Annotated in this window: 22 protein-coding genes and 1 pseudogene; 4 read left to right on the top strand and 19 right to left on the bottom strand. The window is 73.0% G+C overall.

Translation table 11 applies throughout. The features are described 5' to 3' along the window. The 16 genes and pseudogenes from ACH5A8_RS05550 to ACH5A8_RS05625 form a co-directional block, all read right to left on the bottom strand. Positions 1-364 (bottom strand): flavodoxin-dependent (E)-4-hydroxy-3-methylbut-2-enyl-diphosphate synthase (locus tag ACH5A8_RS05550; protein WP_398998294.1); only part of this gene is annotated, 364 nt, incomplete at its 3' end. 4 nt (positions 365-368) lie between these two features. Then, a complete protein-coding gene (hpnH, locus tag ACH5A8_RS05555) occupies positions 369-1,391 on the bottom strand; it encodes an adenosyl-hopene transferase HpnH (RefSeq protein WP_398998295.1) in 1,023 nt (340 codons plus the stop codon). A gap of 5 nt (positions 1,392-1,396) precedes the next feature. After that, positions 1,397-2,089 (bottom strand): 1-hydroxy-2-methyl-2-butenyl 4-diphosphate reductase, encoded by a 693-nt coding sequence (locus ACH5A8_RS05560; protein ID WP_398998297.1) that lies wholly within the window; start codon positions 2,087-2,089, stop codon positions 1,397-1,399. After that, entirely contained in the window at positions 2,089-4,113 is a 2,025-nt protein-coding gene (gene shc / locus ACH5A8_RS05565; RefSeq protein ID WP_398998299.1) for a squalene--hopene cyclase, read from the bottom strand. The genes ACH5A8_RS05560 and shc overlap by 1 nt, the downstream gene beginning before the upstream one ends. 116 nt (positions 4,114-4,229) lie before the next feature. Continuing rightward, complete coding sequence (locus tag ACH5A8_RS05570; protein ID WP_398999743.1) at positions 4,230-5,291, bottom strand: polyprenyl synthetase family protein; 1,062 nt, start codon at positions 5,289-5,291, stop codon at positions 4,230-4,232. A 71-nt stretch (positions 5,292-5,362) separates the two neighbouring features. Continuing rightward, entirely contained in the window at positions 5,363-6,874 is a 1,512-nt protein-coding gene (gene hpnE, locus ACH5A8_RS05575) for a hydroxysqualene dehydroxylase HpnE (protein ID WP_398998301.1), read from the bottom strand. Beyond that, positions 6,853-6,930: pseudogene (locus ACH5A8_RS05580) on the bottom strand (hypothetical protein); the annotation flags it as partial. The pseudogene ACH5A8_RS05580 and the gene hpnE, both read right to left, overlap by 22 nt. After that, positions 6,930-7,880 carry a presqualene diphosphate synthase HpnD gene (gene hpnD, locus ACH5A8_RS05585; protein WP_398998303.1) on the bottom strand — a complete coding sequence of 317 codons (951 nt, stop codon included), beginning with the start codon at positions 7,878-7,880 and terminating at the stop codon, positions 6,930-6,932. The pseudogene ACH5A8_RS05580 and the gene hpnD, both read right to left, overlap by 1 nt. Next, complete coding sequence (gene hpnC / locus ACH5A8_RS05590) at positions 7,877-8,773, bottom strand: squalene synthase HpnC (protein WP_398998305.1); 897 nt, start codon at positions 8,771-8,773, stop codon at positions 7,877-7,879. Before hpnC ends, hpnD begins: the two co-directional genes overlap by 4 nt. Before the next feature lie 360 nt (positions 8,774-9,133). Further along, positions 9,134-9,946, bottom strand: a complete 813-nt coding sequence (locus tag ACH5A8_RS05595; RefSeq protein ID WP_398998307.1) for an ABC transporter ATP-binding protein — start codon at positions 9,944-9,946, stop codon at positions 9,134-9,136. Next, a complete protein-coding gene (locus ACH5A8_RS05600; protein WP_398998309.1) occupies positions 9,939-10,868 on the bottom strand; it encodes an ABC transporter permease in 930 nt (309 codons plus the stop codon). Before ACH5A8_RS05600 ends, ACH5A8_RS05595 begins: the two co-directional genes overlap by 8 nt. Positions 10,869-10,966: 98 nt before the next feature. Further along, positions 10,967-11,851, bottom strand: a complete 885-nt coding sequence (locus ACH5A8_RS05605) for a glycosyltransferase family 2 protein (RefSeq protein WP_398998311.1) — start codon at positions 11,849-11,851, stop codon at positions 10,967-10,969. Positions 11,852-11,859: 8 nt separating this feature from the next. After that, positions 11,860-12,639 (bottom strand): CDP-alcohol phosphatidyltransferase family protein, encoded by a 780-nt coding sequence (locus ACH5A8_RS05610; RefSeq protein ID WP_398998313.1) that lies wholly within the window; start codon positions 12,637-12,639, stop codon positions 11,860-11,862. Further along, the gene (locus ACH5A8_RS05615) at positions 12,617-13,681 is read right to left on the bottom strand and encodes an iron-containing alcohol dehydrogenase family protein (protein ID WP_398998316.1); all 1,065 of its coding nucleotides are present in this window, start codon (positions 13,679-13,681) and stop codon (positions 12,617-12,619) included. The genes ACH5A8_RS05610 and ACH5A8_RS05615 overlap by 23 nt, the downstream gene beginning before the upstream one ends. Then, positions 13,669-14,421, bottom strand: coding sequence for a sugar phosphate nucleotidyltransferase (locus tag ACH5A8_RS05620; protein WP_398998318.1), 753 nt, complete (start codon positions 14,419-14,421; stop codon positions 13,669-13,671). Before ACH5A8_RS05620 ends, ACH5A8_RS05615 begins: the two co-directional genes overlap by 13 nt. Then, positions 14,418-16,235 (bottom strand): DUF5941 domain-containing protein, encoded by a 1,818-nt coding sequence (locus ACH5A8_RS05625; RefSeq protein ID WP_398998320.1) that lies wholly within the window; start codon positions 16,233-16,235, stop codon positions 14,418-14,420. Before ACH5A8_RS05625 ends, ACH5A8_RS05620 begins: the two co-directional genes overlap by 4 nt. A 695-nt stretch (positions 16,236-16,930) precedes the next feature. Here ACH5A8_RS05625 and ACH5A8_RS05630 point away from each other — a divergent pair. Next, complete coding sequence (locus ACH5A8_RS05630; protein ID WP_398998322.1) at positions 16,931-17,869, top strand: cation diffusion facilitator family transporter; 939 nt, start codon at positions 16,931-16,933, stop codon at positions 17,867-17,869. Positions 17,870-18,090: 221 nt separating this feature from the next. Next, a complete protein-coding gene (gene idi, locus ACH5A8_RS05635; RefSeq protein WP_398998324.1) occupies positions 18,091-18,681 on the top strand; it encodes an isopentenyl-diphosphate Delta-isomerase in 591 nt (196 codons plus the stop codon). Positions 18,682-18,939: 258 nt separating this feature from the next. Here idi and ACH5A8_RS05640 read toward each other — a convergent pair whose 3' ends face one another. Next, complete coding sequence (locus tag ACH5A8_RS05640; RefSeq protein WP_398999745.1) at positions 18,940-19,443, bottom strand: ATP-binding protein; 504 nt, start codon at positions 19,441-19,443, stop codon at positions 18,940-18,942. A gap of 345 nt (positions 19,444-19,788) precedes the next feature. Between ACH5A8_RS05640 and ACH5A8_RS05645 the strand changes: the two genes are divergently transcribed. Further along, a complete protein-coding gene (locus ACH5A8_RS05645) occupies positions 19,789-20,544 on the top strand; it encodes an enoyl-CoA hydratase/isomerase family protein (RefSeq protein WP_398998326.1) in 756 nt (251 codons plus the stop codon). On the opposite strand, the gene ACH5A8_RS05650 is transcribed toward ACH5A8_RS05645, so the two are convergent. After that, on the bottom strand, positions 20,516-21,019 hold the full coding sequence (locus ACH5A8_RS05650) for a hypothetical protein (protein WP_398998328.1): 504 nt from the start codon (positions 21,017-21,019) through the stop codon (positions 20,516-20,518). The two genes, ACH5A8_RS05645 and ACH5A8_RS05650, sit on opposite strands and share 29 nt — an antisense overlap. Positions 21,020-21,198: 179 nt before the next feature. Here ACH5A8_RS05650 and ACH5A8_RS05655 point away from each other — a divergent pair, with 179 nt between their 5' ends. Further along, positions 21,199-23,568, top strand: coding sequence for a Tex family protein (locus tag ACH5A8_RS05655; RefSeq protein ID WP_398998330.1), 2,370 nt, complete (start codon positions 21,199-21,201; stop codon positions 23,566-23,568). A 763-nt stretch (positions 23,569-24,331) separates the two neighbouring features. On the opposite strand, the gene abc-f is transcribed toward ACH5A8_RS05655, so the two are convergent. Next, positions 24,332-25,978, bottom strand: a complete 1,647-nt coding sequence (abc-f, locus tag ACH5A8_RS05660) for a ribosomal protection-like ABC-F family protein (protein WP_398998332.1) — start codon at positions 25,976-25,978, stop codon at positions 24,332-24,334. Positions 25,979-26,043: the final 65 nt, after the last annotated feature.

Here is a 26,043-nt window from a genome sequence, read left to right on the forward strand (position 1 = left end):
TGTTCCCCGGGTTCACCCGCACCGCCGCACACCCCGCCTCGATCGCGGCGAACACGTACTTCGGCTGGAAGTGGATGTCCGCGATCACCGGAATCCGCGACTTCCGCGCGATCGTCGCCAGCGCGTCCGCGTCGTCCTGCGTCGGACACGCCACCCGCACGATCTGACAGCCCGACGCCGTCAGCTCCGCGATCTGCTGCAACGTCGCACCGATGTCCGACGTACGCGTCGTCGTCATCGACTGCACCGACACCGGCGCGCCGCCCCCGACCGCCACCGGCCCGACGTGGATCTGCCGCGACACGCGCCGCTCGGCGATCGGCCGGGCCGGTACCTCGGGGACTCCCAAGGAGATGGCGGTCATGGCCTCAGTCCCGGTTTCCTGAGACGGTCTCGCGCATGGCGCGCAGGGACTCCTTCAGCGACCCCATGGTGGCCAGCACGGCGGTGGGCTCGTAGCCGCAGTGCGCCATGCAGTTGGCGCAGCGCGGGTCCTTGCCCCGGCCGTACTTGTCCCAGTCGGTCTTCTCGATGAGCTCGCGGTAGGTGGGCACGTAACCGTCGCTCATCAGGTAGCAGGGGCGCTGCCAGCCGAAGAGCGAGTAGTTCGGGATCGCCCACGCGGTGCACGGGAAGTCGACCTTGCCCTCCAGGAAGTCCAGGAAGAGCGGGGAGTGGTTGAGCCGCCACTTGCGCCGGTTGCCGCCCGAGAAGGCCTTCTTGAACAGTTCGCGGGTCTGCTCCACGCCCAGGAAGTGCTCCTGGTCGGGCGCCTTCTCGTAGGCGTAGGCGGGCGAGATCATCATCTCGTCCACCTTGAGGTCGTCGTTGAGGAAGTCGAGGACCTCGACGATGGTCTGCGGGGTGTCGGTGTTGAAGAACGTGGAGTTGGTGGTCACCCGGAAGCCGCGCCGCTTGGCCTCCTTGATGGCCGCCACGGCCTCGTCGAACACGCCTTCCTTCGCCACCGACTCGTCGTGCCGCTCGCGCAGCCCGTCGATGTGCACGGCGAAGGCGAAGTAGGGAGAGGGCCGGAACTTGTCCATCTTCTTGCGCAGCAGCATCGCGTTGGTGCACAGGAAGACGTATTTCCGCTTGGCCACCAGCTGACGCACGATCTCGTCGATCTGGGGGTGCATCAGGGGTTCACCGCCGGCGATGGACACCATCGGCGCGCCCGACTCCAGCACCGCCCCGACGGCCTGGGCGACCGGCATGCGCTGCTTCAGCACCCCGGCCGGGTGCTGGATCTTGCCGCAGCCCTCGCACTTCAGGTTGCAGGCGAAAAGCGGTTCCAGCTCCACGATCAGCGGGAACTTGTCCCGCTTGCGGAGCTTCTGTTCGGCCAGATATGTAGCGACCTTGATGGACTGGCGCAGTGGCATGGCCATCTGGCTCACCTCCTGTGGAGTAGCACATTGCGGTGCCATTCGAAGAAAGTCGGCAGTACGGAACGGAGTACACGGAAGGCTGATATTCCACCGCGCACGGTGCCGATCCGGACGAGTTCGTGTTCCGGGGCGTCCACGACCACCCGGACGGCCGCAACCGGGCGCACGCCCGTGCGCACGGCGCTCAGCAGGGTGGCGGCCGACTCCATGTCGACCGCGATCGCGCCGGTGGCGCGCAGATCGGACCGCTCCGGGCCCCGCACGACGTGGTCGGAGCCGGTGAGCGGCCCGGTGTGGACGGTGCGTCCGGGCAGGGCGCGGCTGAGTTCCTTGACGAGCAGTTCGGCGCCCACGCACGGGACGGTCCCGCGCGGGTCCCGGGTCTCCTCGGCGACGACCAGGTCGCCGGGGTGCATGCCGGGGGCGAGTCCGGCGCAGAAGCCGGTGGCCAGTACGGCGGCCCGCTCCAGCTCCGGCCCAGCCAGGGCCCCGGCGACGGAGCTCTCCGCCGCGCGGGGTCCCATGCCGGTGCGCAGGACGGTGACGGACCCGCCCGCGCCCCACCCGTCCGGCGCGGTGCCGGGGTGCAGGACGCCGCCCCGGCGCCGCGCGCCCCTCTCGCCCATGCGCAGAGCGAGGTGCTCGATGCCGAGCGCGCAGGCGATCAGCAGCGGGGCCGGGGCGGGCTGGGTCGCCATCAGCTGCCCTTGGCCTCGGCGAGGGGGCGGCCGGCCGGCGCCTTCTCGGCGAACGGGTCGCCGTGGACGTACCGGCCGAGCGCGGTGAGCGGGAACACCTGTCGGTAGAGGTGGTAGTTGATGGAGAAGTCCCAGGGGAAGCCGGTGCCGGTGAAGTACGGCTCGTCCCAGGAACCGTCCTCCCGCTGGGTGTCCGCCAGCCACGCGACGCCGCGCTCCACGGCCTTGGAGTCCTTCTCCCCTGCCGCCAGCAGCGCCATCAGCGCCCACGCGGTCTGCGAGGCGGTGGAGGCGCCCTTGCCGCCCCACTTCCGGGCGTCCTTGTAGGAGCGCAGGTCCTCGCCCCAGCCGCCGTCGTCGTTCTGCACGCTCTCCAGCCAGGCCACCGCGCGGCGGATGGCCGGGTGGGAGCCGGGCAGGCCGGCGGCGGTCAGGGCGGGGACGACGGACCCGGTGCCGTACAGGTAGTTGACGCCCCAGCGGCCGAACCACGAGCCGTCCGGCTCCTGTTCGGCCAGCAGCCACCGGATGCCGCGCCGGGTGCGCGGGTCGTGGGCGAGGCCCTCGGCCGCGAGCATCTCCACCACGTGCGCGGTGACGTCGGCCGACGGCGGGTCGATGACCTCGCCGAAGTCGCAGAACGGCAGCCGGTTGGGGAAGGGGCTGGTGTTGTCGACGTCGAAGGCGCCCCAGGCGCCGTTCTTCGACTGCATGCCGAGGCTCCAGCGGACCCCGCGTCCGATGGCCCGGTCCACCCGCTCCGGGTCGTGGTGGCGGACCCGGCGCAGGGCGAGGGCCACCTCGGCGGTGTCGTCGATGTCGGGGTAGTTGTCGTTGTGGAACTCGAACGCCCAGCCGCCGGGCGGCAGTCCGGGGCGGCGCACCGACCAGTCGCCGGGCCGGACGATCTCCTCGCCCAGCATCCAGTCCGCCGCCTTCACCAGTTGCGGGTGGTCGGCGGGCAGTCCGGCGTCGGCGAGCGCGATGGTGGCCAGGCAGGTGTCCCAGACCGGCGACTGGCAGGCCTCGATCATCCGCGAGCCGTCCTCGCGCCACACGGCGAAACGGTCCAGCGACTCCAGGCCCGCGCGCATCACGGGATGCTTCAGGTCGTAACCCATCAGGTGCAGCGCGATGATCGAGTACACGGCCGGCGGCTGGATGCCGCCCCAGCAGCCGTCGTTCTCCTGCCTTTCGATGATCCAGCGGGCGGCGGTGTTCATGGCGTTCCGGCGCAGCCGCTTGGGCGCCGCCTTGCGGTAGGCGTGCAGGACCTTGTCGATGCGCTGGAAGGCGCCGTCCCAACTCGCCGCCGGTGCCAGGGGCTTGACCGGGTTGGGGTGGACGGGGTCGGTGTGCAGCTCGTCCAGCGGGAACGGCGCGGGGCGCACCGGCCGCTTCGCGGAGACGATGGTGAGCGGCACGATGGTCTGCCGGGCCCAGCAGCCGAAGTCGTAGATGTTGAGCGGGACCCACGTGGGGAAGTAGATGAGCTCGGGCGGGAGTTCGGGCAGGTCTTCCCATTTCCACCAGCCGAACAGGGCGAGCCAGATCCGGGTGAAGACGCGCGCGGCGGCGATGCCGCCCGCGGCGCGGACCCAGGCGGCGGCCTTCGCCATGTGCGGGGCGTCGGGCGCGTCGCCGGCCAGGCGCAGGGCGACGTAGGCCTCGATGGTGGCGGACAGCTCGCCGGGTCCGCCGTAGAAGGTGGCCCAGGTGCCGTCCTCGCGCTGCTCGCCGCGGATGAAGAGCGCGGCGGCGTGGGTGGTCGCCTCGTCCTGGATGCCCAGGAACTGGCGCAGGAGCAGGTCTTCGGCGTCCATCGTGACGTTGGTCTCGAGGTCGCCCTTCCACCAGCCCTCGGCGTCCTGCTTGCTCAGCAGGAAGTCGGTGGCACGCCTCACGGCGTGCTCCGCGGCTTGTTGTACCCCGGCCGCGACGGGGGTGGTGAGTACGGGTTCGCTGGCCGCGGCAGCGCGGGTCGGCAGTGTCGCCCCGGTGCTTCCGTCGGTCGTCGCTGTCATGGCTTCCCCTTCGTGCAGTCGTGCAAGTCGTGCTGCTGTGGGTCCGCCGTCGGCCGGTGCCCGAAACCTTCCTGCACCGGCCGGCGACTAAGCGAGGGTGGTTCGACCGATAGGGATCATCTCTTTCGTACGACGACGAAGTCGGCGAGCGCCGTGAAGGCGGACCGCACCTGGTCGGGCATGTCCACGGCGTCGAGGGCTTCGATGGCGATGGTGTGCTGACGGCGCGCTTCCTCGGCCGTCCATTCGCGGCCGCCCGCCTCCTCGATGAGGGCGGCGCGGGCCGCGAACTCCTCCTCGGAGAAGTTCTCGAAGTCGCTGCTCTTGGCGTCGGCGGCGAGGATCTCGCCGAGCCGCTCGGAGGCGTCGCCGCCCGCCGCGAGCGCGGCCACGACCGGCAGGGACTTCTTACGCTGGCGCAGGTCGCTCCAGGTCTGCTTGCCGGTGGCGTCCGGGTCGCCCCAGATGCCGAGGAGGTCGTCGACGGCCTGGAAGGCCAGGCCGAGGTGGTAGCCGTACTTCTCCAGGGTGTCGGCCGTGCGGTCGTCGGCGCCGCCGAGCACGGCGCCGATGGAGGAGGCGCAGGCGAGCAGGGCGCCGGTCTTGTTGCCCTCCATCTCCAGGCACTCCTCGACGCTGACCCGGTCGCGGTGCTCGTAGGAGATGTCCTGCGCCTGGCCGTCGATCAGGGCGCGGCTCGCGGTGGTCAGCCGGCGGGTGGCGCGGCCGGCCTCGACCGTGCCGAGCTCCAGCAGGACCTCGTTGGCCAGGGCGAACAGGGCGTCACCGACCAGGATGGCCTGGGCGGGGCCGTGCACCTTCCAGACGGTGTCGCGGTGCCGGCGCTGCTCGTCGCCGTCCATCAGGTCGTCGTGCAGCAGCGAGAAGTTGTGCACGAGTTCCACGGCGACCGCGCCGGGCACGCCGGCCTCGGGCGCGGCGCCGGTGACCTCGGCGGACAGGACGGCGAGGGCGGGGCGCACGGCCTTGCCGCCGTCCCCGTGCGCCGGGTTGCCCGCGGCGTCGATCCAGCCGAAGTGGTAGGCGGCGACGGTGTCCATCGGAGGGGCCAGTCGGTCGACGGCCGCCCGAAGGACCGGGGTGGCCAGGGTCCGGCCGCGCTCCAACAGCGCGGTCACGTCCACCGCGGTCCGAGCGGCCGTCGAGGCCGGGGGCACAGTGGGCACAGTCTCTCCTCTTGTCACGGTGCCGGAGGTACGGGGGCCTGCCGCCGGCTGCTGGTCGAGCGTCATGCGGCCGCCTCCTCGGGGAGGAAGAGGCGGGTCGGGCGGGGCCTGCCGAGCGCGGGCAGCGCGGCGTCCGCCGCGCTCACGCCGCTGCGGACCGCACTCTCCATGGTCGCGGGCCACCCGGTGGCGGTCCACGCTCCGGCCAGGTACAGGCCGGGTGCCTTGGTGCGGGCGCCGGGCCTCAGCCGGCCGACGCCGGGGGTGGGGGCGAACGTCGCCGTGCGCTCCCGGGTCACGAAGAAGTCCACGACCTCGGCGTCGCGCGAACGGGGCAGCAGACGCCGCAGCTCGGGCAGGTAGCGCTCGCGCAGGACGGCGACGGGCGTGTCGATCTCGTCCTGCGCCACCGACTGGGACAGCGCCAGGTACTGGCCGTGCGTCAGTCCGGAGGCCTCGGTGCGGTCGAAGACCCACTGCACCGGGGTGCCGAGGGCGGCCACGAAGGGCGCGTCGAGCACCTTGCGGTCGTAGCGGACGTGGACGTTGAGGATGGGCGCGGTGCCGATCTCCAGCAGCCGCTGCGGCGCGTCAAGGGCGCCCGCCGGCAGCAGGTCGTGCGCCTCGCGCTGCGGTACGGCGAGGACGACCGCGTCGGCCTCGAGCGTCTCGCCGGGAATCTGAACGCTCCAGCCGCCGTTCTCGTCGAAGGAGACGGAGGTGACGCGTGTACGGACCTCGGTACGCACGCCCGCGGAGTCGAGCGCCCTGCGGGCCAGCCGGTCGTGCAGTTCGCCCAGCGGGACGCGGGCCCAGCCGATGTCGGCGGCGCCCGGGTCGGACAGCAGACCGGTCTTGAACACCATCGCGGCGAGCCCCAGTGAGGCGTCGGCGGCTCTCGCGTTGAGGGTGGCGACCCCGACGAGGTCCCACAGTGCCTCGACGGCCCGCGCGGACTGGCCGTGCGCGGCCAGCCAGCTGCCGAAGTCCACGTCGTCCAGGGCCGGGTCGGTGAGGTCGAGGGCCTTGAGCGCGAGTGCGGCGCGGCCGACCCGGGCGCGCTCGGCGAGCGAGAGGTGCGGGTAGGAGGCGAGGCTGCGCCCCAGATGCAGGGGTACGGGCAGCGGGTCGCGGCGGAGTCTGCCGAGCCGTCGTCCCTCGGGCCTCGCGAGGTCCAGGACGGGTACGTCGAGGCGGCTTTGCAGCGGGGCGAGGGCCGCGCCGCCGATGCGGTCGAGGAACCAGCGGTAGGCGGTGCAGCAGCGCAGGTAGACGTGCTGCCCGTTGTCGACGGTGAGGTCGCCGCGCCGGAAGGAGAAGGCGAGCCCGCCCAGACGGGGCCGGCCCTCCAGCAGCGTCACGCGCACGCCCGCGTCGGCGAGCGCGAGCGCGCAGGTGAGCCCGGCCAGCCCGCCGCCGACCACGACCGCGTGCCGGCCCGAGGGGCGGTGCGTGCCGGCGAGCGCTTGCTGCGGTCGCGTGCCGTCGGTCATCGTGCGCCCTCCCCGGTGCGTCCGCCGCGGTGCGCGGGTGCCCCGCGGCCGGTCGTCGCCGTCAGTGACGCCGTCCGGCACCGCGGGGTTGCCCGCCGGCCCTCGCCGGATCGGGCGGTGAAGACCTGTGCGTCCATCAGGCACGCCTCCTGACGGCCTGCCTGCTCACATGCCGGGTGTCGAGGCCGGACAGCCCGCGCACGGCCACGTACGCCTTCTCCCGGCCGGGCAGGGAGACCCGGCCGCGCAGCACGGCCTCGGGGTCGCGGGCGATGCGGTCGAGCAGCCGCCGGTAGATGCCGGCCATGGCGGCGACGCAGGCGCCGCTGCGCCGGTCCAGCATGGGCAGCAGCTGGTAGCCCTCGGCGAACAGGGCGCGGGCGCGCCGTACTTCGAAGTGGACCAGGCCCGCGAAGTCGGAGCCCTCCGGCGGGTTCGGTCCGTCGAACCCGGCCGAGCAGCCGAACTTGGCGAGGTCGTCGGCGGGCAGGTAGGTGCGCCCGCCCTCGGCGTCCTCGCGGACGTCGCGGAGGATGTTGGTGAGCTGGAGCGCGAGCCCCAGCGTGTCGGCGTACTCGGGGGCGCGCTCGGCGCCCCGCGCGCCGGGTTCGGTGCCGAACACGCCGAGGGAGAGCCGTCCGATGGCCCCGGCCACGCAGCGGCAGTAGACCTTGAGGTCGTCCCAGGTCTCGTAGGTCTCGCCGCGGACGTCGGCGAGGACGCCGTCGATGAGTTCGTCGAGGCCGTCGAGCGGGATCGGGAAGGCGCGGGCCGCGTGGGCGAGGGCCACGGCGACGGGGTCGGTGTCGTCGTCCTCGACCGCGCCGTCGCGGATCCTGTCGAGCAGCACCCGGGTGTCCTTGAGCCGGGCGGCCTTGACGTCGTCCGCCAGCGCGCCGTCGCCGATGTCGTCGACGCGCCGGGAGAACGCGTACAGCGCCGACATCGCGCGGCGCTTGGACGTCGGCAGCAGCCTGATGCCGTAGGCGAAGTTGCGGGCCTGCTGCCCGGTGACGGCCTCGCAGTAGCTGTAGGCGGCGAGTACCGGTGCGGACGCGTGCTGTTCCGACTCCACTGCCCGGATCACCCCTCTCCTCGCAGAGTCACGCCCACCTCGCGCAGCAACTGGACCTTGCCGGGCTTGGGCGGGCCGGGAAGTACGTCGTATCCGGCGGCGGTGATCGCGTCGATCGCCGACCTTCCCCCCGCCACGAACCCCGCGAGCAGCAGCTTCAGCCTGCCGTGGACGCTACCCACCAGGGGGGCGCCTTCATTCAGGAGATCGCGGGCGCGTTCCGCCTCGTACGCGACCAGGGCGCGCACCGATGCGCCGGCGGTGGGCGCCGCGAGGTCCGTCTCCCGGACGTGGAAGCGCTTCATGTCGGCGGCGGGCAGGTAGACGCGGTCGCGGCCGAGGTCCTCCTTGACGTCCTGGAGGTGCTCGACGATCTGCAGGGCGGTGCAGATCGCGTCGGAGCGGCGGATCCGCTCGGGGGTCGAGGTGCCGGTGACGCCGAGGACCAGACGGCCGACGGGGTTGGCGGACAGCTCGCAGTAGGCGAGGAGGTCGTCGTAGGACTCGTACCGGGTGACGAGCTGGTCCTGGCGGTTGGCGGCGATCAGGCCGAGGAACGGCTCGGGGGTCAGGGAGCACCGGCGGACGGTGGGCTCCAGCCGGCGCAGCAGCGGGTGGCGGGGCGTGCCGGTGAAGACCCGGCGCAGGTCGGCCTCGAAGGCGTCGAGGAGGACGAGGCGGTCCTCCGCGTCGGCGGCGGACACGCCGAGGAGCCGGGCGTCGGCGCCGCCGGGGGCCAGGTCGCCGTCGCCGATGTCGTCGACGAGCCGGGCGAAGCCGTAGACGGCCATGAGGTCGGCGCGCCAGGGGCGGGGCAGGAAGAACGGTGCCACGGGGAAGTTCTCGCCCGCGGCCTTGTCGAGGGTGGCGCGTTCCGCATCGCGCGCCGTGACGGTTCGCGTCATCGCCCGCTGCCCGGGGCGTGGACGGCACATGCTGCGTTGAGCTGGGGAGTTTCCGTAGCCATTGCCGTCACATCTCCCGTTCTACACTGCCGACCCGACACACACTATTTCGGACACGCCGCCCTGCCGTCCGCGGGGCGGCTCTGATGGAGGGTGTCGCGCATTATCTCCCCACTTGCCGCTTTCCGGGACCGGTACAGCTTACGTTGTACAACGCAGCGAGCCGCATGGGGGTGTCCTGCACATCACAACAACACACCGATCGCCATCAAGATTCCTTGGCGACACGGGAGTTGACGTTTCCTTTGCACACGCCGGGCCCCGCCGGAAGGATTCCGGCGGGGCCCGCGGCGGCCGGGCTCACTTGCCCGTGAACTTCTCGTACTCCTTGAGCACCTCGTCGGTGGGGCCGTCCATGCGCAGTTCCCCGCGTTCCAGCCACAGCACCCGGTCGCAGGTGTCCCGGATCGACTTGTTGTTGTGGCTCACCAGGAAGACGGTGCCGGCCTCCTTGCGCAGCTCCCGGATGCGCTCCTCGGAGCGGGTCTGGAAGGCGCGGTCGCCGGTGGCCAGCGCTTCGTCGATCATGAGGACGTCGTGGTCCTTGGCGGCGGCGATGGAGAACCTCAGGCGGGCCGCCATGCCGGAGGAGTACGTCCGCATCGGCAGGGTGATGAAGTCGCCCTTCTCGTTGATCCCCGAGAAGTCGACGATGTCCTGGTAGCGCTCCTTGATCTCCTCGCGGGACATGCCCATGGCCAGGCCGCCGAGGATGACGTTGCGCTCGCCGGTCAGGTCGTTCATCAGGGCGGCGTTCACGCCGAGCAGGGAGGGCTGGCCGTCGGTGTAGACCTTGCCCTTCTCGGCCGGGAGCAGGCCCGCGATGGCGCGCAGCAGGGTGGACTTGCCGGAGCCGTTGGAGCCGATCAGGCCGATGGCCTCGCCCTTGTAGGCGACGAAGGAGACGCCCCGCACGGCGTGCACCTTGCGCACGCCCCGCGCCGAGTCGCCCGAGCCGCGCTTGACGATGCGGCTGAGGGCGGCGGTGGCGCTGCCCTTGCCGGACCGGGCGCCGTTGACGCGGTAGACGATGTGCAGCTCGTCCGCGATGACGGTGGGGACCCGTGCCCCGGCCTGCGGCGCGACGCCCGCCGTCGTGTTGTGCTCAGCCACGGCCGTACCTCTCCTCGGACTTCCAGAAGAACACGAAGCCGCCGGCGAACACGACCACGGCCCAGAACAGGGCGATCGCCCACACGTGCGGCGGGAGGTTCGAGGAGGCGTAGCCGTCGATCAGCGCGAACCGCACGAGGTCCATGTAGACGGCGGCGGGGTTCGCCTGCATCAGCCGGATGAACCACTCGGGCTTGCCGGCGAGCATGCCGCTGATGGAGAACATCACACCTGAGGCGTACATCCAGGTGCGCATGACGAACGGCATGAGCTGGGCGAGGTCGGGGGTCTTGGCGCCGAGCCGGGCCAGGACCAGCGCCAGGCCGGAGTTGAACAGGAACTGCAGCGCCAGCGCCGGGACGATCAGGAGCCAGGACGGCTTGGGGTAGCTGCCGAACCCGATCGTGATGACGAAGACCACGATCATCGAGAACAGCAGCTGCTGGAGCTGCTGGAGCGCGAAGGAGATCGGCAGGGAGGCGCGCGGGAAGTGCAGCGCCCGCACCAGGCCCAGGTTGCCGGAGATGGCGCGCACGCCCGCCATGACCGAGCTCTGGGTGAAGGTGAACACGAACACCCCGGTCACCAGGAACGGGATGTACGCGTCGTGGCTCATCCCCTTACTGGCCTTGAGGATGAGGCCGAAGATGAAGTAGTACACGGCCGCGTTCAGCAGCGGGGTCGCCACCTGCCAGACCTGGCCCAGCTTGGCCTGGCTGTACTGGGCGGTCAGCTTGGCCTGGGAGAAGGCGAGGATGAAGTGGCGCCGGCCCCAGAGCTGGCGTACGTACTCCCTGAGCGGAGGCCGGGCGCCGCTGACGGACAGCCCGTACTTGGCGGCGAGCTTCGCCGCCGGGAGGCCCTCGTCGGGCGGCGCGGCCGCGCCGAGGGCGACTCCGCCGTCATGCGTTGTCTCACTCACAAGGTTTGCTTTCGTCTTCTCGTGCGCAGCCGGCGCGGCTGCACGGCGGGGCGCGGGCACGGGCCGGGCGATGGCCGGCCCTGCCGGGAACGAGCTTCTCAGATGACCGGCGGCCGGCCCAGCCGGGTGAGCCGCCACACCGTGCGCCACTTCATGGGCCGGCGCGGTCCGCACGGGCTGCTCCAGCCTTCCCGGAATCCGCCGAACCAGGCCTTCAGGGCCGGGCGCGAGGGCCGGCGGGCGAGGGTGAGCAGCAGCCACACCCCGAGGTAGACCGGGACGAGGAGGGCGGGCAGGTTGCGGCGGGCCAGCCAGACCCGGTTGCGGGCGACCATGCGGTGGTAGACGGCGTGCCGGGAGGGCGCGGTCGTCGGGTGGTACAGCACCATGTCGGACCGGTAGTCGATCATCCAGCCCGCGTCCAGGGCGCGCCAGGCCAGGTCGGTCTCCTCGTGGGCGTAGAAGAACGCGTCCGGCAGGCCGCCGACCTCGGCGAAGACCTGGGTGCGCACGGCGTTCGCGCCGCCGAGGAACGTGGTGACCCGCGAGGATCGCATCGGGTCGGAGGCGCGCAGCCGGGGCACGTGGCGGCGCTGGGTGACGCCGGTCTCCGGGTCGGCGATGCGGAAGCTGACGATGCCCAGCTTCCGGTCTGCCGCGAAGGCCTGCCGGCACAGCTCGGCGGTGTCGGGCCGGGCCAGCAGTCCGTCGTCGTCGAGGAACAGCAGGATGTCGACGTCCCGGCCGCCGGGGCCGAAGGCCTCGATGCCGACGTTGCGGCCGCCGGGGATGCCGAGGTTCTCCGGCACCTCGACCGTCCGTACGCCCTCGGGGACGTCCGGGACGGGCGAGCCGTTGCCGACGACGACGACCTCGACGCGGTCGCCGTCCTGCTTCGCCACCGAGTCCAGCAGCGCGCGCAGCTCGTCGGGGCGGTTGCCCATGGTGATGATCACCGCGCCGACCTTCAGTGCCCTGTCCATGCCGCCGCTCACTTCAGCCTGCTGGAGGCGAGGATGGACACCAGGTGCAGCAGCGTCTGCAGCAGGGCGATGCCCGCGAGGACGGCGGTGCCGAGCCGGGTGAAGAACAGGTCGCCCCTGGCCTGGTCCACGATCGCGAGAACCAGGATGAGCAGCGACGCCTCGATCCCGAGGATCAGGCGGTGGAACTTCAGCGCCCCGGCGGCCCGGCGGGCCAGCGCCATGCCGGAGGAGCGCGGCTCGGAGGCGGCCTCCTTCACCGGCGGCAGTCCGCCCTGGTGCCGGGCGACGCCGACGAGGTCGGTCTCCGCCTTGATCAGGATGGCGCCGAGGGCGGCCAGGGTGCCGAGGAAGGCCCACAGCCAGTCGATCCGGCCGCTGCCGAACAGGTCGGCGGCGCGCAGGCCGAGCCCGACCAGGACGGCGGCGTCGGTCAGGTACGCCCCGACCCGGTCCAGGTAGACCCCGCCGAGCGAGAACTGCTGCTTCCAGCGCGCGACCTCGCCGTCGACGCAGTCCAGCAGCAGGTAGAGCTGGACGGCGACGACGCCGAGCACGGCGCCGGGGATCCCCGGCACCAGGAGGGCCGGGGCCGCGAGGACCCCGAACACGGTCATCAGGTAGGTCAGCTGGTTGGGCGTGACCCGGGTGTTCACCAGGTGCCGGTCGATGCGCAGCGACAGCTCGCGCATGTAGAGCCGGCCGGCCCAGTGCTCACCGCTGCGCCGGTCCTTCACCCCCGCGGGGTGGACGACCGGGCGGAGCTCAGCTACCGATGGCTTTTGCATAGTCGGCGTATGCGTCCCTGATCTGGTCGGTGGAGAGGTCGAGGTGTTCGAGGATGGTGTAGCGGCCGGGGCGGGTGTGCGGGGCGAAGTCGACTGCCTGCACGAACTCGTCCAGGTCGAAGCCGATGTCGCCCGGCAGGACGGGCAGGCCGTGGTGGCGCAGTACGTCGGCCATCCGCCCGGCCGTCTCCGTGTCGCCGCGCAGGTACGTGGCGAAGGCGCCGCCGAGGCCGCACTGCTCGCCGTGGAGCGCGTTGCGCTTGGGGAACCGCAGGTCGAACGCGTGACTGATCTCGTGGCAGGCGCCCGACGCGGGGCGGCTGTCCCCGGCCACCGACATCGAGATGCCGCACAGCACCAGGGACTCGGCGAGGGTCGTCAGGAACTTGTCGTCGCCGATGCCGCCGGGGTGGCGAAGCACCGCCTCGGCGGCCTGGCGGGCCATGGCCGCGGCCAGGCCGTCGACCTTCTCGCCGGTCTCGCGGTGCGACAGCTCCCAGTCGGCCACGGCGGAGATCTTGCAGATCACGTCGCCGATGCCGGCCCGGACGTAGCGCACCGGCGCCTCGCGGATCACGTCGAGGTCGATGACGATGCCGATCGGGTTGGGCACCCCGTACGAGCCGCGGCCCGCGTCGTTGTCGAGCGTGGCGACCGGCGAGCACAGTCCGTCGTTGGCCAGGTTGGTGGCGACCGCGACCAGCGGCAGGCCCACGCGGGCCGCCGCGTACTTGGCGCAGTCGATGACCTTGCCGCCGCCGACGCCGACCACCGCGTCGTAGCGGCCGGCCTTCTTGATGGAGTCGGCGAGCCGGACGGCACCGTCGATGGTGCCGTCCGCGTCCGCGAACCAGTCGGCGCCCGGGAAGGCCGGGCCGAACCGCTCGCGCAGCACCCGGCCGGAGCCGTTGCTGATGGCGAAGGCCAGCCGTCCCGAGGGCGAGATCCGCTCGTCGGAGAGGATCACGGCCAGGTCGTCGAGCGCCCCCGGCCGGATGTCGACGACGATCGGCGAGGGGATGAGCCTCGTCAGTACCGGCACGCGATCTCCCGGCCCTTGGCGAGGTCGTCGTGGTTGTCGATCTCGACCCACGCGACGTCGCCGATCGGAGCCACGTCGACCTTGAAGCCGCGGTTGACCAGCTCCTGGTAGCCGTCCTCGTAGTAGAGCTGCGGGTCGCGCTCGAAGGTGGCCTTCAGCGCGTCGGCCAGCTCCTCGGCCGCCTCGCCCTCGATCAGGGTGACGCCGATGTACTCGCCGGTGGCCTCCGCGGGGTCCATCAGCTTGGTGATCCTCTGGACGCCCTTGTCGGGGTCGACGACGACCTTCATCTCCTCCTCGGCCAGGGACTTCACGGTGTCCAGCGCGAGGATGATCTTCTTGCCGTCGCCGCGCGCGGCGAGCAGGGTCTTCTCGACCGAGACCGGGTGGACGGTGTCGCCGTTGGCGAGGATGACGCCGTCCTTGAGGGCGTCACGGCCGCACCACAGGGAGTAGGCGTTGTTCCACTCCTCGGCCTTGTCGTTGTCGATCAGGGTGATCTTCAGGCCGTACTTCTGCTCCAGCGCGGCCTTGCGCTCGTAGACGGCCTCCTTGCGGTAGCCGACGATGATCCCGACCTCGGTCAGGCCCACCTCGGCGAAGTTGCCGAGCGCTATGTCGAGCACGGTGATGCTGTCCTCCGCACCCTCGGGCCCCACCGGCACCAGTGCCTTGGGCAGGGTGTCGGTGTAGGGGCGCAGGCGCCGTCCGGCGCCGGCCGCCAGCACGAGGCCGATCATGCGGGTTCTCCTTCGTCGTGTACGGCGGGTGCACCGTCCTTGTGGGCGGCCACCCAGAAGCGGATGCTCTCGGTGAGCACCAGCACGGCCACGAACACGGCGAGGGCCGTGAGCGCGACCTTGAACTGGACAGCGGTGAGCAGCGCGGCGAGCACGGTGACGAGCAGCGTCCGCCCCTCCTGCCCCCCGATGGCGCGCACCAGGCGGGCCGGTGGCGCTCCGGCGTCGCCGCGGATGCGGTACACCGTGTCGTAGTGATGGTAGGCGACGGCCGCCACCAGGCCGAAAGCCGCCGGCAAGGCCCCGTTCACATCGGCCCTGGCGGCCAGGGCCAGGACGGTGCCGTACTCGGCGGCGCGGAAGAAGGGCGGCACCAGCCAGTCCAGGGCGCCCTTGAGGGGGCGGGCCACGGCGAGGGCCGAGGTGAGGACGTACACGAGGGCGCCGAGGAGCGGCCAGGGCCCGCCGAAGTCGGTCAGCGCGGACGCGGCGACGACGGCGAGGGCGCCGAGCAGGGCGACGGCGGGGGCGGCGACGCCGGGGAGCCGGCGGGCGGGGCCGCGGAAGAGGCGTGCGAGGCCCCCGGCGAGCGGTCCGCCGTCGGCGAGGTCGGCGAGCGCCGCGGCCGCGCGGTCGGTGCGGGTGGCCCGGCGGGTGACCGACCGCAGCAGCCGGCCCGCGGTGGTGTACGCCGCCGCGAAGGCGCAGCCGACGAGCAGCGCGTAGAAGGTGATGCGGGGGGTGGTGACCGCGGTGAGGACGGCGATCATCGCCCAGCGTTCGCCGATGGGCAGGACGATCATGCGGCGCAGCCAGACCGTCCAGCCGACGCTGTCGAGCTTGTCGGAGAGGGCGGCGGTGGGGCTGGTGTTGGCGGTGGCGTCGTGGTTGGCCTCGTTGAAGGAGAAGTCGACCACGTGCCGGCAGGTCTGCAGGACCATGGCGCCCAGCGCGAGGGCCCACACGTCGTCGCCGCCGCGGGCCGCGCCGAGGGCGAGGCCGGCGTAGTAGGCGTACTCCTTGGCCCGGTCGAAGGTGGCGTCCAGCCAGGCGCCGAGCGTGGAGTACTGCAGGGAGTAGCGGGCGAGCTGTCCGTCGGTGCAGTCCAGGACGAACGAGGCGATCAGCAGCACGCCGGCGGCCACGAAGCCGCCGCGGGTGCCGGTGGCGGCGCAGCCGGCCGCTATGAGGGCGGTGAGCAGGGAGGCGGTGGTGACCTGGTTGGGGGTCAGGCCGCGGCGGGCGCACCAGCGGGCGATGTAGCGCGAGTACGGGCTGATGAAGAAGGTGGTGAAGAAGCCGTCGCGGGCCTTGACGGCCGACTTGAGGCGGACGGCCTCGTCGTCGACGGCGGCGACGGCCTGCCGCGCCTCGTTGCGCGCCTGGGGGTCGGCGGGGACGGCGGCCACGAGACTGCCCAGCTCCGGGCGGTGCACGTCGGCGCCGTCGGCGTCGAGGGCGGCGGCGATCCGGTCGGCGAGACTGTCGGCGGCCGGCGCGGCGCCGGTCTGGTCGGTGGTCTCCCGGGCCATCGCGCGGGTGAGGGCCTGCCGGGCGGCGGGCTGCGCGGTGACGGCGCCGGGGACGGCGGCCAGCGGGAAGCGGGGGTCGGTCAGTCCCAGACGCAGCGCGTGCGGATGGCCGACGAAGGCGGCGTCGACGACGGCGACACGGTGGCCGGCGGGCACCTGGGCGAGGAGGGCCTCTGCGTCGCCGGCGTCGGCGGCGGGGCGGACCTCGAAGCCGAGGGACCGCAGATCGCCCTCGATCGACGAACCGGGGACCGGTTGACCGGTGAGGATGGCGGTCGACAACCGAACTCACTCCCTGTGCCGACGCGTCCGCGCCGGTCATGTGCATGATGGGGCGCCGCTTGCCTGAGGCACCCGGGCGGCATGTCGGCGAAGGCTATCGGATGCCCGAAGGGCCGCGTTCACCGCCCGTTCACGGACCGCTCGACGTCGTCCGCCCCAGCCTGCGCCGCGATCATCATGGGCGATAGGAGCGCCGGGCCACAAACTCCGGCCGCCCGCCACCGCCCCAGAACGGGCATACGTCGCATACGCGCGGTGGCGGGGTTCGGCGCGGGCTGGCAGTGCGGCGGGTGGCGGGGACGGGACGGGGAGACGGGGGGCGGGGACGCCCGGCGCGTCACGCCGCCTCCGCCGGTCCGCGCGCCGGGGCGCTCGCGCCGCGGGGTGCGAGCCGTCGCGCTCCGGGCCGCCCCGAGCCGTCACGCACACCCGAGCCGTCGTGCACGCCACGAGCCGTCGGGCGCACCACCTCGGACGATCCGGGCGGACGCCCCGGGCGGACGCCCGGGCGGGCGTCACGGCGGTGGGCCCGCGCGGGGTGCGCGCCGGGGCGCGCGGGGTGGTCGCGCTCTGACCTGCGGTTCGTTTGCGCAGGTCAGAGCACATGACAACGGTGTTCAGTGCCGCGTTGCCCGATACCCCCGCCCCGTAGTTCACTGTGATCCCGGACGGAACACAGGAGGGCGGGCAGTCTCATGGGGGCCGGTCACGACCACGGGCACGCACACACGCACGGCGCCACCGGCACGGCGGCCGCCGCGCACGTCGGCACCCTGCGCATCGCGCTGTCGATCACGCTCGCCGTGACGGTGGTGGAGATCGTCGGCGGTGTGCTCGCGGACTCCCTCGCGCTGGTGGCGGACGCCGCTCACATGGCCACCGACGCCTTGGGGCTCGGGATGGCGCTGTTCGCCATCCGCATCGCGAACCGCCCGCCGAGCCGCAACCGCACCTTCGGCCTGGCCCGCGCCGAGATCCTCGCCGCGCTCGCCAACTGCCTGCTGCTCCTCGGCGTCGGCGGTTACGTCCTCTTCGAGGCGATCCAGCGGTTCGTCACCCCGGCCGAGACCCACGGCGGGCTGATGATCGTGTTCGGTCTGATCGGCCTGGTGGCGAACTCCGTCTCGCTGACGTTGCTGATGCGGGGCCAGAAGGAGAGCCTCAACGTGCGCGGCGCGTTCCTGGAGGTGGCCGCGGACGCGCTCGGTTCGCTGGCGGTCATGATCTCGGCGGCGGTGATCCTGCTCACCGGCTGGCGGACCGCCGACCCGATCGCCTCGCTGGCCATCGGGCTGCTGATCGTGCCGCGCACCGTCAAGCTGCTGCGCGAGACCCTCGACGTGCTGCTGGAGGCGGCCCCGAAGGACGTCGACATGGACGAGGTCCGGGCGCACATCCTGGCCCTTGACGGAGTCGAGGACGTGCACGACCTGCACGCCTGGACGATCACCTCCGGTCTGCCCGTGCTGTCCGCGCACGTGGTGGTCAGCTCCGAGCTGCTGGGCGCCATCGGCCACGAGAAGCTGCTGCACGAACTGCAGGGCTGCCTCGGGGACCACTTCGACGTGGAGCACTGCACCTTCCAGCTGGAGCCCGGCGGGCACGCCGAGCACGAGGCGGGTCTGTGCCACTGAGCGCCCCCGCGCTCCCGCCCCGCGCGGTGTCCCCGGACGGTTCCGGGGGCGCCGCGCAGGGCACGATCATCTACCGGGTCCCTCTTCCGGCACCGGCCGGCGCCGGCCGGTGCCGGCCGCCGTCCACGCCCCGCGCGGGACATGCGGGCGGGCCGGAAGTGCCGGGAGTGCCGGTCGCGTGCGGCAGACTTGGGGCTCGAGGACCGATGTGAAGGATGGGTATGCCGATCACACCTGCCACCGCTGCGCACAACTCGTCGAACGGCACCGTGGACACGATCTTGCTGGAACTCGTCGACGAGGACGGTGTGACGATCGGCACCGCGGAGAAGCTCGCCGCCCACCAGCCGCCGGGGCAGCTGCACCGCGCCTTCTCCGTGTTCCTCTTCGACGAGCAGGGCAGGCTGCTGCTGCAGCAGCGCGCGCTCGGCAAGTACCACTCCCCCGGTGTGTGGTCCAACACCTGCTGCGGCCACCCCTACCCCGGTGAGGCGCCCTTCGCCGCCGCGGCCCGGCGCACGTACGAGGAGCTGGGGATCTCGCCGTCGCTGCTGGCCGAGGCGGGCACGGTCCGCTACAACCACCCGGACCCGGCCTCGGGCCTGGTGGAGCAGGAGTACAACCACCTCTTCGTCGGCCTGGTGCAGGCCCCGCTGCGGCCGGACGCGCAGGAGGTCGGCGACACGGCGTTCGTGACGCCCGTCGAGCTGGCCGAGCGGCACGCCCGGGTCCCGTTCTCCTCCTGGTTCATGACCGTGCTCGAAGCGGCCCGTCCGGCGATCAGGGAGCTGACGGGTCCCGCGGGGTGGTGAGGTCCGCGGGCCCGGCCGGGCAGTAAGGGGACAGGAGCGGCGTGCGGGTGCGGGCGCTCGACGGACGGGGCGGCTGTGACACGGCCCGGCCCGGCGCGCGGGTGCTCGTCGGTGGGGGCGGTTCCGGCACAGGCGGACCCGGCGCGCGGTGCGGGCGCTCGACGGACGGGACGGTTCTGTCACGGGACGGCCCGGCGTGGGCGGCTGTGGCGTGGGCGGTCCCGGCGCGTGAGAGCGGACGGCTGTGACGCCCGCGGTTCAGCGCTTGGGGGCCAGCGGCAGGGCGGCCCAGATCACCTTGCCGCCGCTCGCCGTGTGCTCGACGTCGCAGACCCCGCCCGCCTCCCGGGCGATCTCGCGGACCAGCAGCAGCCCGCGCCCGCCGGTCCGGGCGTGGTCGGTCTCGAGCGCGGTCGGCCGGTAGGGGTGCGCGTCCTCCACGGCGACCCGCACCCAGTCGGCGCCGACGGCCACCTCCACCGCGAGCATCGGCGACAGCACCGCCGCGTGCCGCACGGCGTTGGTGACCAGCTCCGACACGATCAGCAGCAGTCCGTGGACGAGGTCGCCCGGCGCCGGGACGCCCTGGCGCCGCAGCAGGTCCCGCACCGCGTGCCGGGCCTGCGGGACGGAGGCGTCGACGGCCGGCGCGGTGAACCGCCACACTCCCTCGTACGGCAGCGGGTCCGGCGGCTCGGCGTCGCGGGGTGCCTGTGTGCCGCCTGCTGGGCGCGGGCCGTCCCCGTGCCCGTGGTCGTCCATCGTCCGGTCGCCGCCCTCGCGCTCGATTGTCCCCACCCGTCGAGTGTTGGCGCCCCGGTGCCCGGCCCCAAGCACTGAACACAAGTCAGCTGCTTCCCGGCACATTGCGGTCGTATGTGGACGGCCTCTTCCCGTACGTGACCATTCCTGTCCGGTCCGGATCGGCTTCGTGAACTCTTCGGGTTGTACGGGTTCCGCGCCGGCCGCAGGACCGACCGCCGGCCGCCCGGACCGCTCGCGGCACCGGCCACCGCCGAACCGTTCCTTCACGGAGCCGGCCGCCGCCCGCTGCCGCCCGGGCCCCGCGGTGATCGCCCGCCCGGCCGGGCGGATAGCATCCGGCGCATGGAGCCGCAGCTGCTGCACGAGGTCACCGACGCGGTCGCCACCGTCGTCGTCCACCACCCGGCCAAGCGCAACGCCATGACGGCCGCGATGTGGCGGTCGCTGCCGCCCCTCCTGGACGCCCTGGCGGCCGATCCGCGGGTGCGGGCACTGGTGCTCACGGGCGCGGGCGGCACGTTCTGCGCCGGCGCGGACATCTCCACGCTGCGCGGCTCGCCCGACGAGGCGCAGCGGCTGGCGGTGCGTGCCGAGGAGGCCCTCGCGGCGTTCCCGAAGCCGACGCTGGCGGCGGTGCGCGGGCACTGCGTGGGCGGCGGCGCGCAGCTCGCGGCGGCCTGCGACCTGCGGTTCGCCGAGGCCGGCGCGCTGTTCGGGGTGACCCCCGCGAAGCTGGGGATCGTCTACCCCGCCTCCGCCACTCGGCGGCTGGTCTCCCTGGTGGGGCCGGCCACCGCCAAGTACCTGTTGTTCTCCGGCGAGTTGGTCGACGCGGAGCGGGCGCTGCGCACCGGCCTGGTGGACGAGGTGCTGCCGGAGGGCGAACTCGACAAGCGGGTCGCCGAGTTCACCCGGATCCTGACGGCGCGCTCGCAGCTGACCCAGGCAGCGGCGAAGGAGTTCGCCGACGGCCGCACGGACCGGGACGCCCACTGGGCGCGGCAGGCGCGCGGCAGCGGCGACACCGCCGAGGGGGTCGCCGCGTTCCTGGAGCGCAGGGCGCCGCACTTCACCTGGAGCGCGTCCACCGGAGGGTGAACCGGCCGCGGGCCCGCAGGGCCTCGACCAGGTGGGCGGGCGCCTTGTCCGGGGATCCGGCGTCGCAGGGCGGCCGGGATTCGTACTCCGTGCCCGGCGGGACGGACCGGGCGAGGTCGTCGCCGCCGATCCGGCCGACCAGGGTCGGTCCCCCGTCGATCCCGGCCAAGACGCCCGCCCCGGTGACGCACTTGCCGTCGACGACGACGCGCCCGCCCGTGGGTTCGGCGCCCCGGGCCGTCAGCTGTTCCAGGGCCGGCCAGTGGGAGGTCGCGCCCCCCTTGAGCGGTCCGGCGGCTCCCAGCAGCAGGGAGCCCATGCCCGGGGTGTGCCGTTCGGCACCGGCGAAGACCTCCACGGGGCCGGTGGCGTCGAGGCTCTGGACGTCGTCGAAGAGGACGACGAGAACGGTTCGCTGCGCCGTGCGGACGATTCTCGGCGGGCCGCGTGGTGGCGGCGACGACGGGTTCCCCACCTTTCCCGCCATGGCGGCCCGTGGCCGCGGGGTGGCGCCGCCGCCCGGAGGCCGGTCCCGGCCGCGCGGCCCGGCAGGCCGTGATCCGCCCCGCCGTTCCCGCCGCCCTGATCCCCGATTGTCGGCGCCACCTGCCACAATTGCGGCGCAACCCGAAGTGGAGAAGGCGGTACGGGAACGTGACGACACCCCTCACAGGGTCCATCGAAGGCAGGATCGCCGAGGAGCTCGGCGTACGGGAGCGGCAGGTCAAGGCCGCCGTGGAGCTGCTCGACGGCGGTTCGACGGTGCCCTTCATCGCCCGCTACCGCAAGGAAGCGACCGAGATGCTCGACGACGCGCAGCTGCGTACGCTCGAGGAACGGCTGCGCTATCTGAGGGAGCTGGAGGAGCGGCGGGGCGCGATCCTGGAGTCGGTGCGCGAGCAGGGCAAGCTCACCGACGAGCTGGAGGCGCGGATCCGGGGCGCGGAGACCAAGGCGCGGCTGGAGGACGTCTACCTGCCGTACAAGCCGAAGCGGCGCACCAAGGCGCAGATCGCGCGCGAGGCGGGTCTGGAGCCGCTGGCCGACGGCCTGCTCGGCGACCCGTCCGTGGACCCGCTCGCCGCGGCGGCGGCCTTCGTGGACGCGGACAAGGGCGTCGCCGATCCGCAGGCCGCCCTGGACGGCGCGCGGGCGATCCTCACCGAGCGGTTCTCGGAGGACGCGGACCTGATCGGCGAGCTGCGCGAGCGCATGTGGACGCGCGGGCGGCTGGCGGCGAAGGTCCGGGAGGGCAAGGAGGAGGCGGGCGCGAAGTTCGCCGACTACTTCGACTTCACCGAGCCCTTCACGGAGCTGCCCTCGCACCGGATCCTGGCGATGCTCCGCGGCGAGAAGGAGGAGGTCCTCGACCTCGTCCTGGAGCCCGAGGAGCCGACCGACGGCCCGTCGTCCTACGAGGGCGTCGTGGCCCACCGGTTCGACATCGCCGACCGGGGCCGGCCCGCCGACAAGTGGCTCAAGGACACCGTCCGCTGGGCCTGGCGCACCCGCATCCTCGTCCACCTGGGCATCGACCTGCGGCTGAGGCTGCGTACGGCCGCCGAGGACGAGGCGGTCGACGTGTTCGCGGCCAACCTGCGCGACCTGCTGCTGGCCGCCCCGGCCGGCACCCGCGCGACGCTGGGCCTGGACCCCGGTTTCCGTACGGGTGTGAAGGTCGCCGTGGTGGACGCGACCGGCAAGGTCGTCGCCACGGACGTGATCCACCCGCACGTCCCGGCCAACAAGTGGGACGAGGCGCTGGCCGGGCTGGCCCGGCTGGCGAAGGAGCACGCGGTCGAGCTGATCGCCATCGGCAACGGCACCGCGTCCCGCGAGACCGACAAGCTCGCCGGTGAACTCATCTCCAAGCACCCGGAGTTGAAGCTCACCAAGGTGATGGTGTCGGAGGCGGGAGCCTCCGTGTACTCGGCCTCCGCCTACGCCTCGCAGGAACTGCCGGACATGGACGTGTCGCTGCGCGGCGCGGTGTCCATCGCGCGCCGGCTGCAGGACCCGCTGGCCGAGCTGGTGAAGATCGACCCGAAGTCGATCGGTGTCGGGCAGTACCAGCACGACCTGTCCGAGGTGAAGCTGTCCCGCTCGCTGGACGCGGTGGTCGAGGACTGCGTGAACGGCGTGGGCGTGGACGTCAACACGGCGTCCGTGCCGCTGCTGGCGCGCGTCTCGGGCATCACCGGCTCGCTCGCGGAGAACATCGTCGCGCACCGGGACGCCAACGGCCCGTTCACCTCGCGCACGCAGCTGAAGAAGGTCTCCCGGCTCGGCCCGAAGGCCTACGAGCAGTGCGCGGGCTTCCTGCGCATCCGCGGCGGCGACGACCCGCTGGACGCCTCCAGCGTGCACCCGGAGGCGTATCCGGTGGTGCGGCGGATGGTGAAGACCACGGGTCAGCAGGTGGCGTCCCTCGTCGGCAACACCGGGGTGCTGCGCTCGCTGCGGCCGGCCGACTTCGTGGACGACACGTTCGGTCTGCCGACGGTGACCGACATCCTCGCGGAGCTGGAGAAGCCGGGCCGCGACCCTCGGCCCGCCTTCAGGACCGCCACCTTCAAGGAGGGCGTGGAGAAGATCTCCGACCTGTCCTCGGGGATGGTCCTGGAGGGTGTGGTGACGAACGTGGCGGCCTTCGGCGCGTTCGTGGACGTCGGTGTCCACCAGGACGGTCTGGTGCACGTCTCGGCGATGTCGCGGACGTTCGTCAAGGACCCGCGCGACGTCGTCAAGCCGGGCGACATCGTCAAGGTGAAGGTGCTGGACGTCGACATCCCGCGCAAGCGGATCTCGCTGACGCTGCGCCTGGACGACGAGGCGGCCCCGCAGGAGAAGCAGGGCGGCGGTGACCGGCGCCGGCGCGGCGGGCGTCCGCCGCAGCAGCGGCAGGGCCGGGGCGGCGGCGCGGCCGGCGGCGGCTCCCGCCAGGCCGCGGCGCCCGCCAACAGCGCGATGGCCGACGCCCTGCGCCGCGCGGGCCTCCTCGACACGAAGAACGCCCGCCGCTGACGCGACGCCCCCCGCCCCCGGGCTCGCCGCACACCCGGGCGGGCCCGGGACCCGGGGGGCGAACCTCCGTGGGGCACTGAGCCCGGACAGGGGTTCCGAGAGGCGACGCCTTCGAGGGCGCGGGGCGAAGCCCCTGTCGGGGATGCGGAGGCGGAGCCCCTGGAGGACACCCACGGGCAGAGCCCCCTGGGGTGCGGGGGGCGGAGCCCCCGGCCGAGGCCCGAGGGCGGAATCCCGGAGGCATCACGGGCAGAGGCCCCGCCCAGGCCCGGGGGCGGAATCCCCGCCGCGGTCGAGGGGACGGAGCCCCTCTCGAGGAGGGGAACGGATAGGGGCGGCGGTGGCGAGAACCTCTGGACCCGCACCCGAGCCGGCGCCCGCGCGTCCCGCCCCTCCCGGCCCCACGCGCCCCCGCCGCCGCACCGTCAGCGGGCGTGCGGCCCCGGGGGCAGGGCCGAGTGGGGCCGTGGGGCGGCCGCGCCGCGCGACGCCGGGCCGGGCAGGAACGGACCCGGCGGCTGCCCCACCCGCATCACTTCCTCGAGCTCCCGAAGTATGCTCGTGGCCGCGTCGCGCACACGTGCGGGCACATCGCCCCGCTCGGCGACGAGCTGGTGGTAGATGGGGGCGTCTTGGAACATGGGCAACCAGGCCTTTCGGTCGGCGGTCTCTCTCCGCTGGGCAACGGTTGCCGAGTGTAGGCCCCCGCACCGACCGCCCTTATGGCCGGTACACCCGCCGCACCGCCGCCGGACCCACACCCCTACACCTGATGCTCCGTCACCTTGCCGTCGGTCACCTCCAGGTGACGGGTCGTCCGGACCGCCGACAGCATGCGGCGGTCATGGGTGACCAGCAGCAGTGTTCCCTCGTAGGAGTGCAGGGCGGACTCCAGCTGTTCGATCGCGGGCAGGTCCAGGTGGTTGGTCGGTTCGTCCAGGACCAGGAGGTTGACGCCCCTGCCCTGGAGGAGGGCGAGGGCGGCCCGGGTGCGCTCGCCGGGCGACAGGGTCGCGGCAGGTCGCAGCACGTGCTCGCTCTTCAGCCCGAACTTGGCCAGCAGCGTACGGACTTCCACCGGTTCGGTGTCCGGGACCGACGCCCGGAAGGCGTCCAGCAGCGTCTCGTCGCCGTGGAAGAGACGGCGCGCCTGGTCGACCTCGCCGACCAGGACGCCGGAGCCCAGGGCCGCGTGCCCGGCGTCCAGCGGCAGTCGCCCCAGCAGCGCGGCCAGCAACGTCGACTTGCCCGCGCCGTTCGCTCCGGTGACCGCGACCCGGTCCGCCCAGTCGATCTGGAGGGAGACCGGACCGAACACGAAGCCGCCGCGCCGCACCTCGGCGTCCCGCAGCGTGGCGACGACCGCGCCGGAACGCGGGGCCGCCGCGATCTCCATGCGCAGCTCCCACTCCTTGCGGGGCTCCTCGACGACCTCCAGGCGTTCGATCATGCGCTGGGTCTGCCGGGCCTTGGCGGCCTGCTTCTCGCTGGCCTCGCTGCGGAACTTGCGGCCGATCTTGTCGTTGTCGTTGCCCGCCTTGCGCCGGGCGTTCTTCACACCCTTGTCCATCCAGGAGCGCTGCGTCTGGGCCCGGTCCTGGAGGGCGGCCTTCTTGTCGGCGTACTCCTCGTACTCGTCGCGGGCGTGCCGGCGCGCCACCTCGCGCTCCTCCAGGTAGGCCGCGTAGCCGCCGCCGTAGAGGTTGATCCGCCCCTGTGCGAGGTCGAGTTCGAGGACCTTGGTGACGGTGCGGGTGAGGAACTCGCGGTCGTGGCTGACGACGACCGTCCCGGCGCGCAGGCCGGTCACAAAGCGTTCGAGGCGTTCGAGGCCGTCCAGGTCGAGGTCGTTGGTGGGCTCGTCCAGCAGGAAGACGTCGTAGCGGGACAGCAGCAGCGAGGCGAGGCCGGCGCGGGCCGCCTGCCCGCCGGACAGGGAGGTCATCGGCTGGTCGAGGTCGACGGCCAGACCGAGGGAGTCGGCGGTCTCCTCGGCCCGCTCGTCGAGGTCGGCGCCGCCGAGGCCGAGCCAGCGCTCCAGGGCGCTCGCGTAGGCGTCGTCCGCGCCGGGCGCGGAGTCGACGAGGGCCTGGGTGGCCTCGTCCATCGTCCGCTGGGCGGCGGCGACGCCGGTGCGGCGGGCCAGGAACTCCCGCACGGTCTCGCCCGGCCGCCGGTCGGGCTCCTGCGGCAGGTGGCCGACGGCGGCGGTGGGCGGGGAGAGGGTGAGTTCGCCCTGTTCGGGGGTGCTGAGTCCGGCGAGCATCCGCAGCAGCGTGGACTTGCCCGCGCCGTTGGCGCCGACCAGCCCGATGACGTCCCCGGGGGCGACGACGAGGTCGAGCCCGGTGAACAGCGCGCGGTCGCCGTGTCCGGCGGTGAGGTTCTTGGCGACGAGGGTGGCAGTCATCAGGCAGCAGATCCTAGTGCCCGCCGGACGCCGTCGGCGCGGGCCCGGGTGCCGGCCCTGCCCCT

Source organism: Streptomyces sp. NPDC018610 (assembly GCF_044391765.1).
GTDB lineage: Bacteria > Actinomycetota > Actinomycetes > Streptomycetales > Streptomycetaceae > Streptomyces.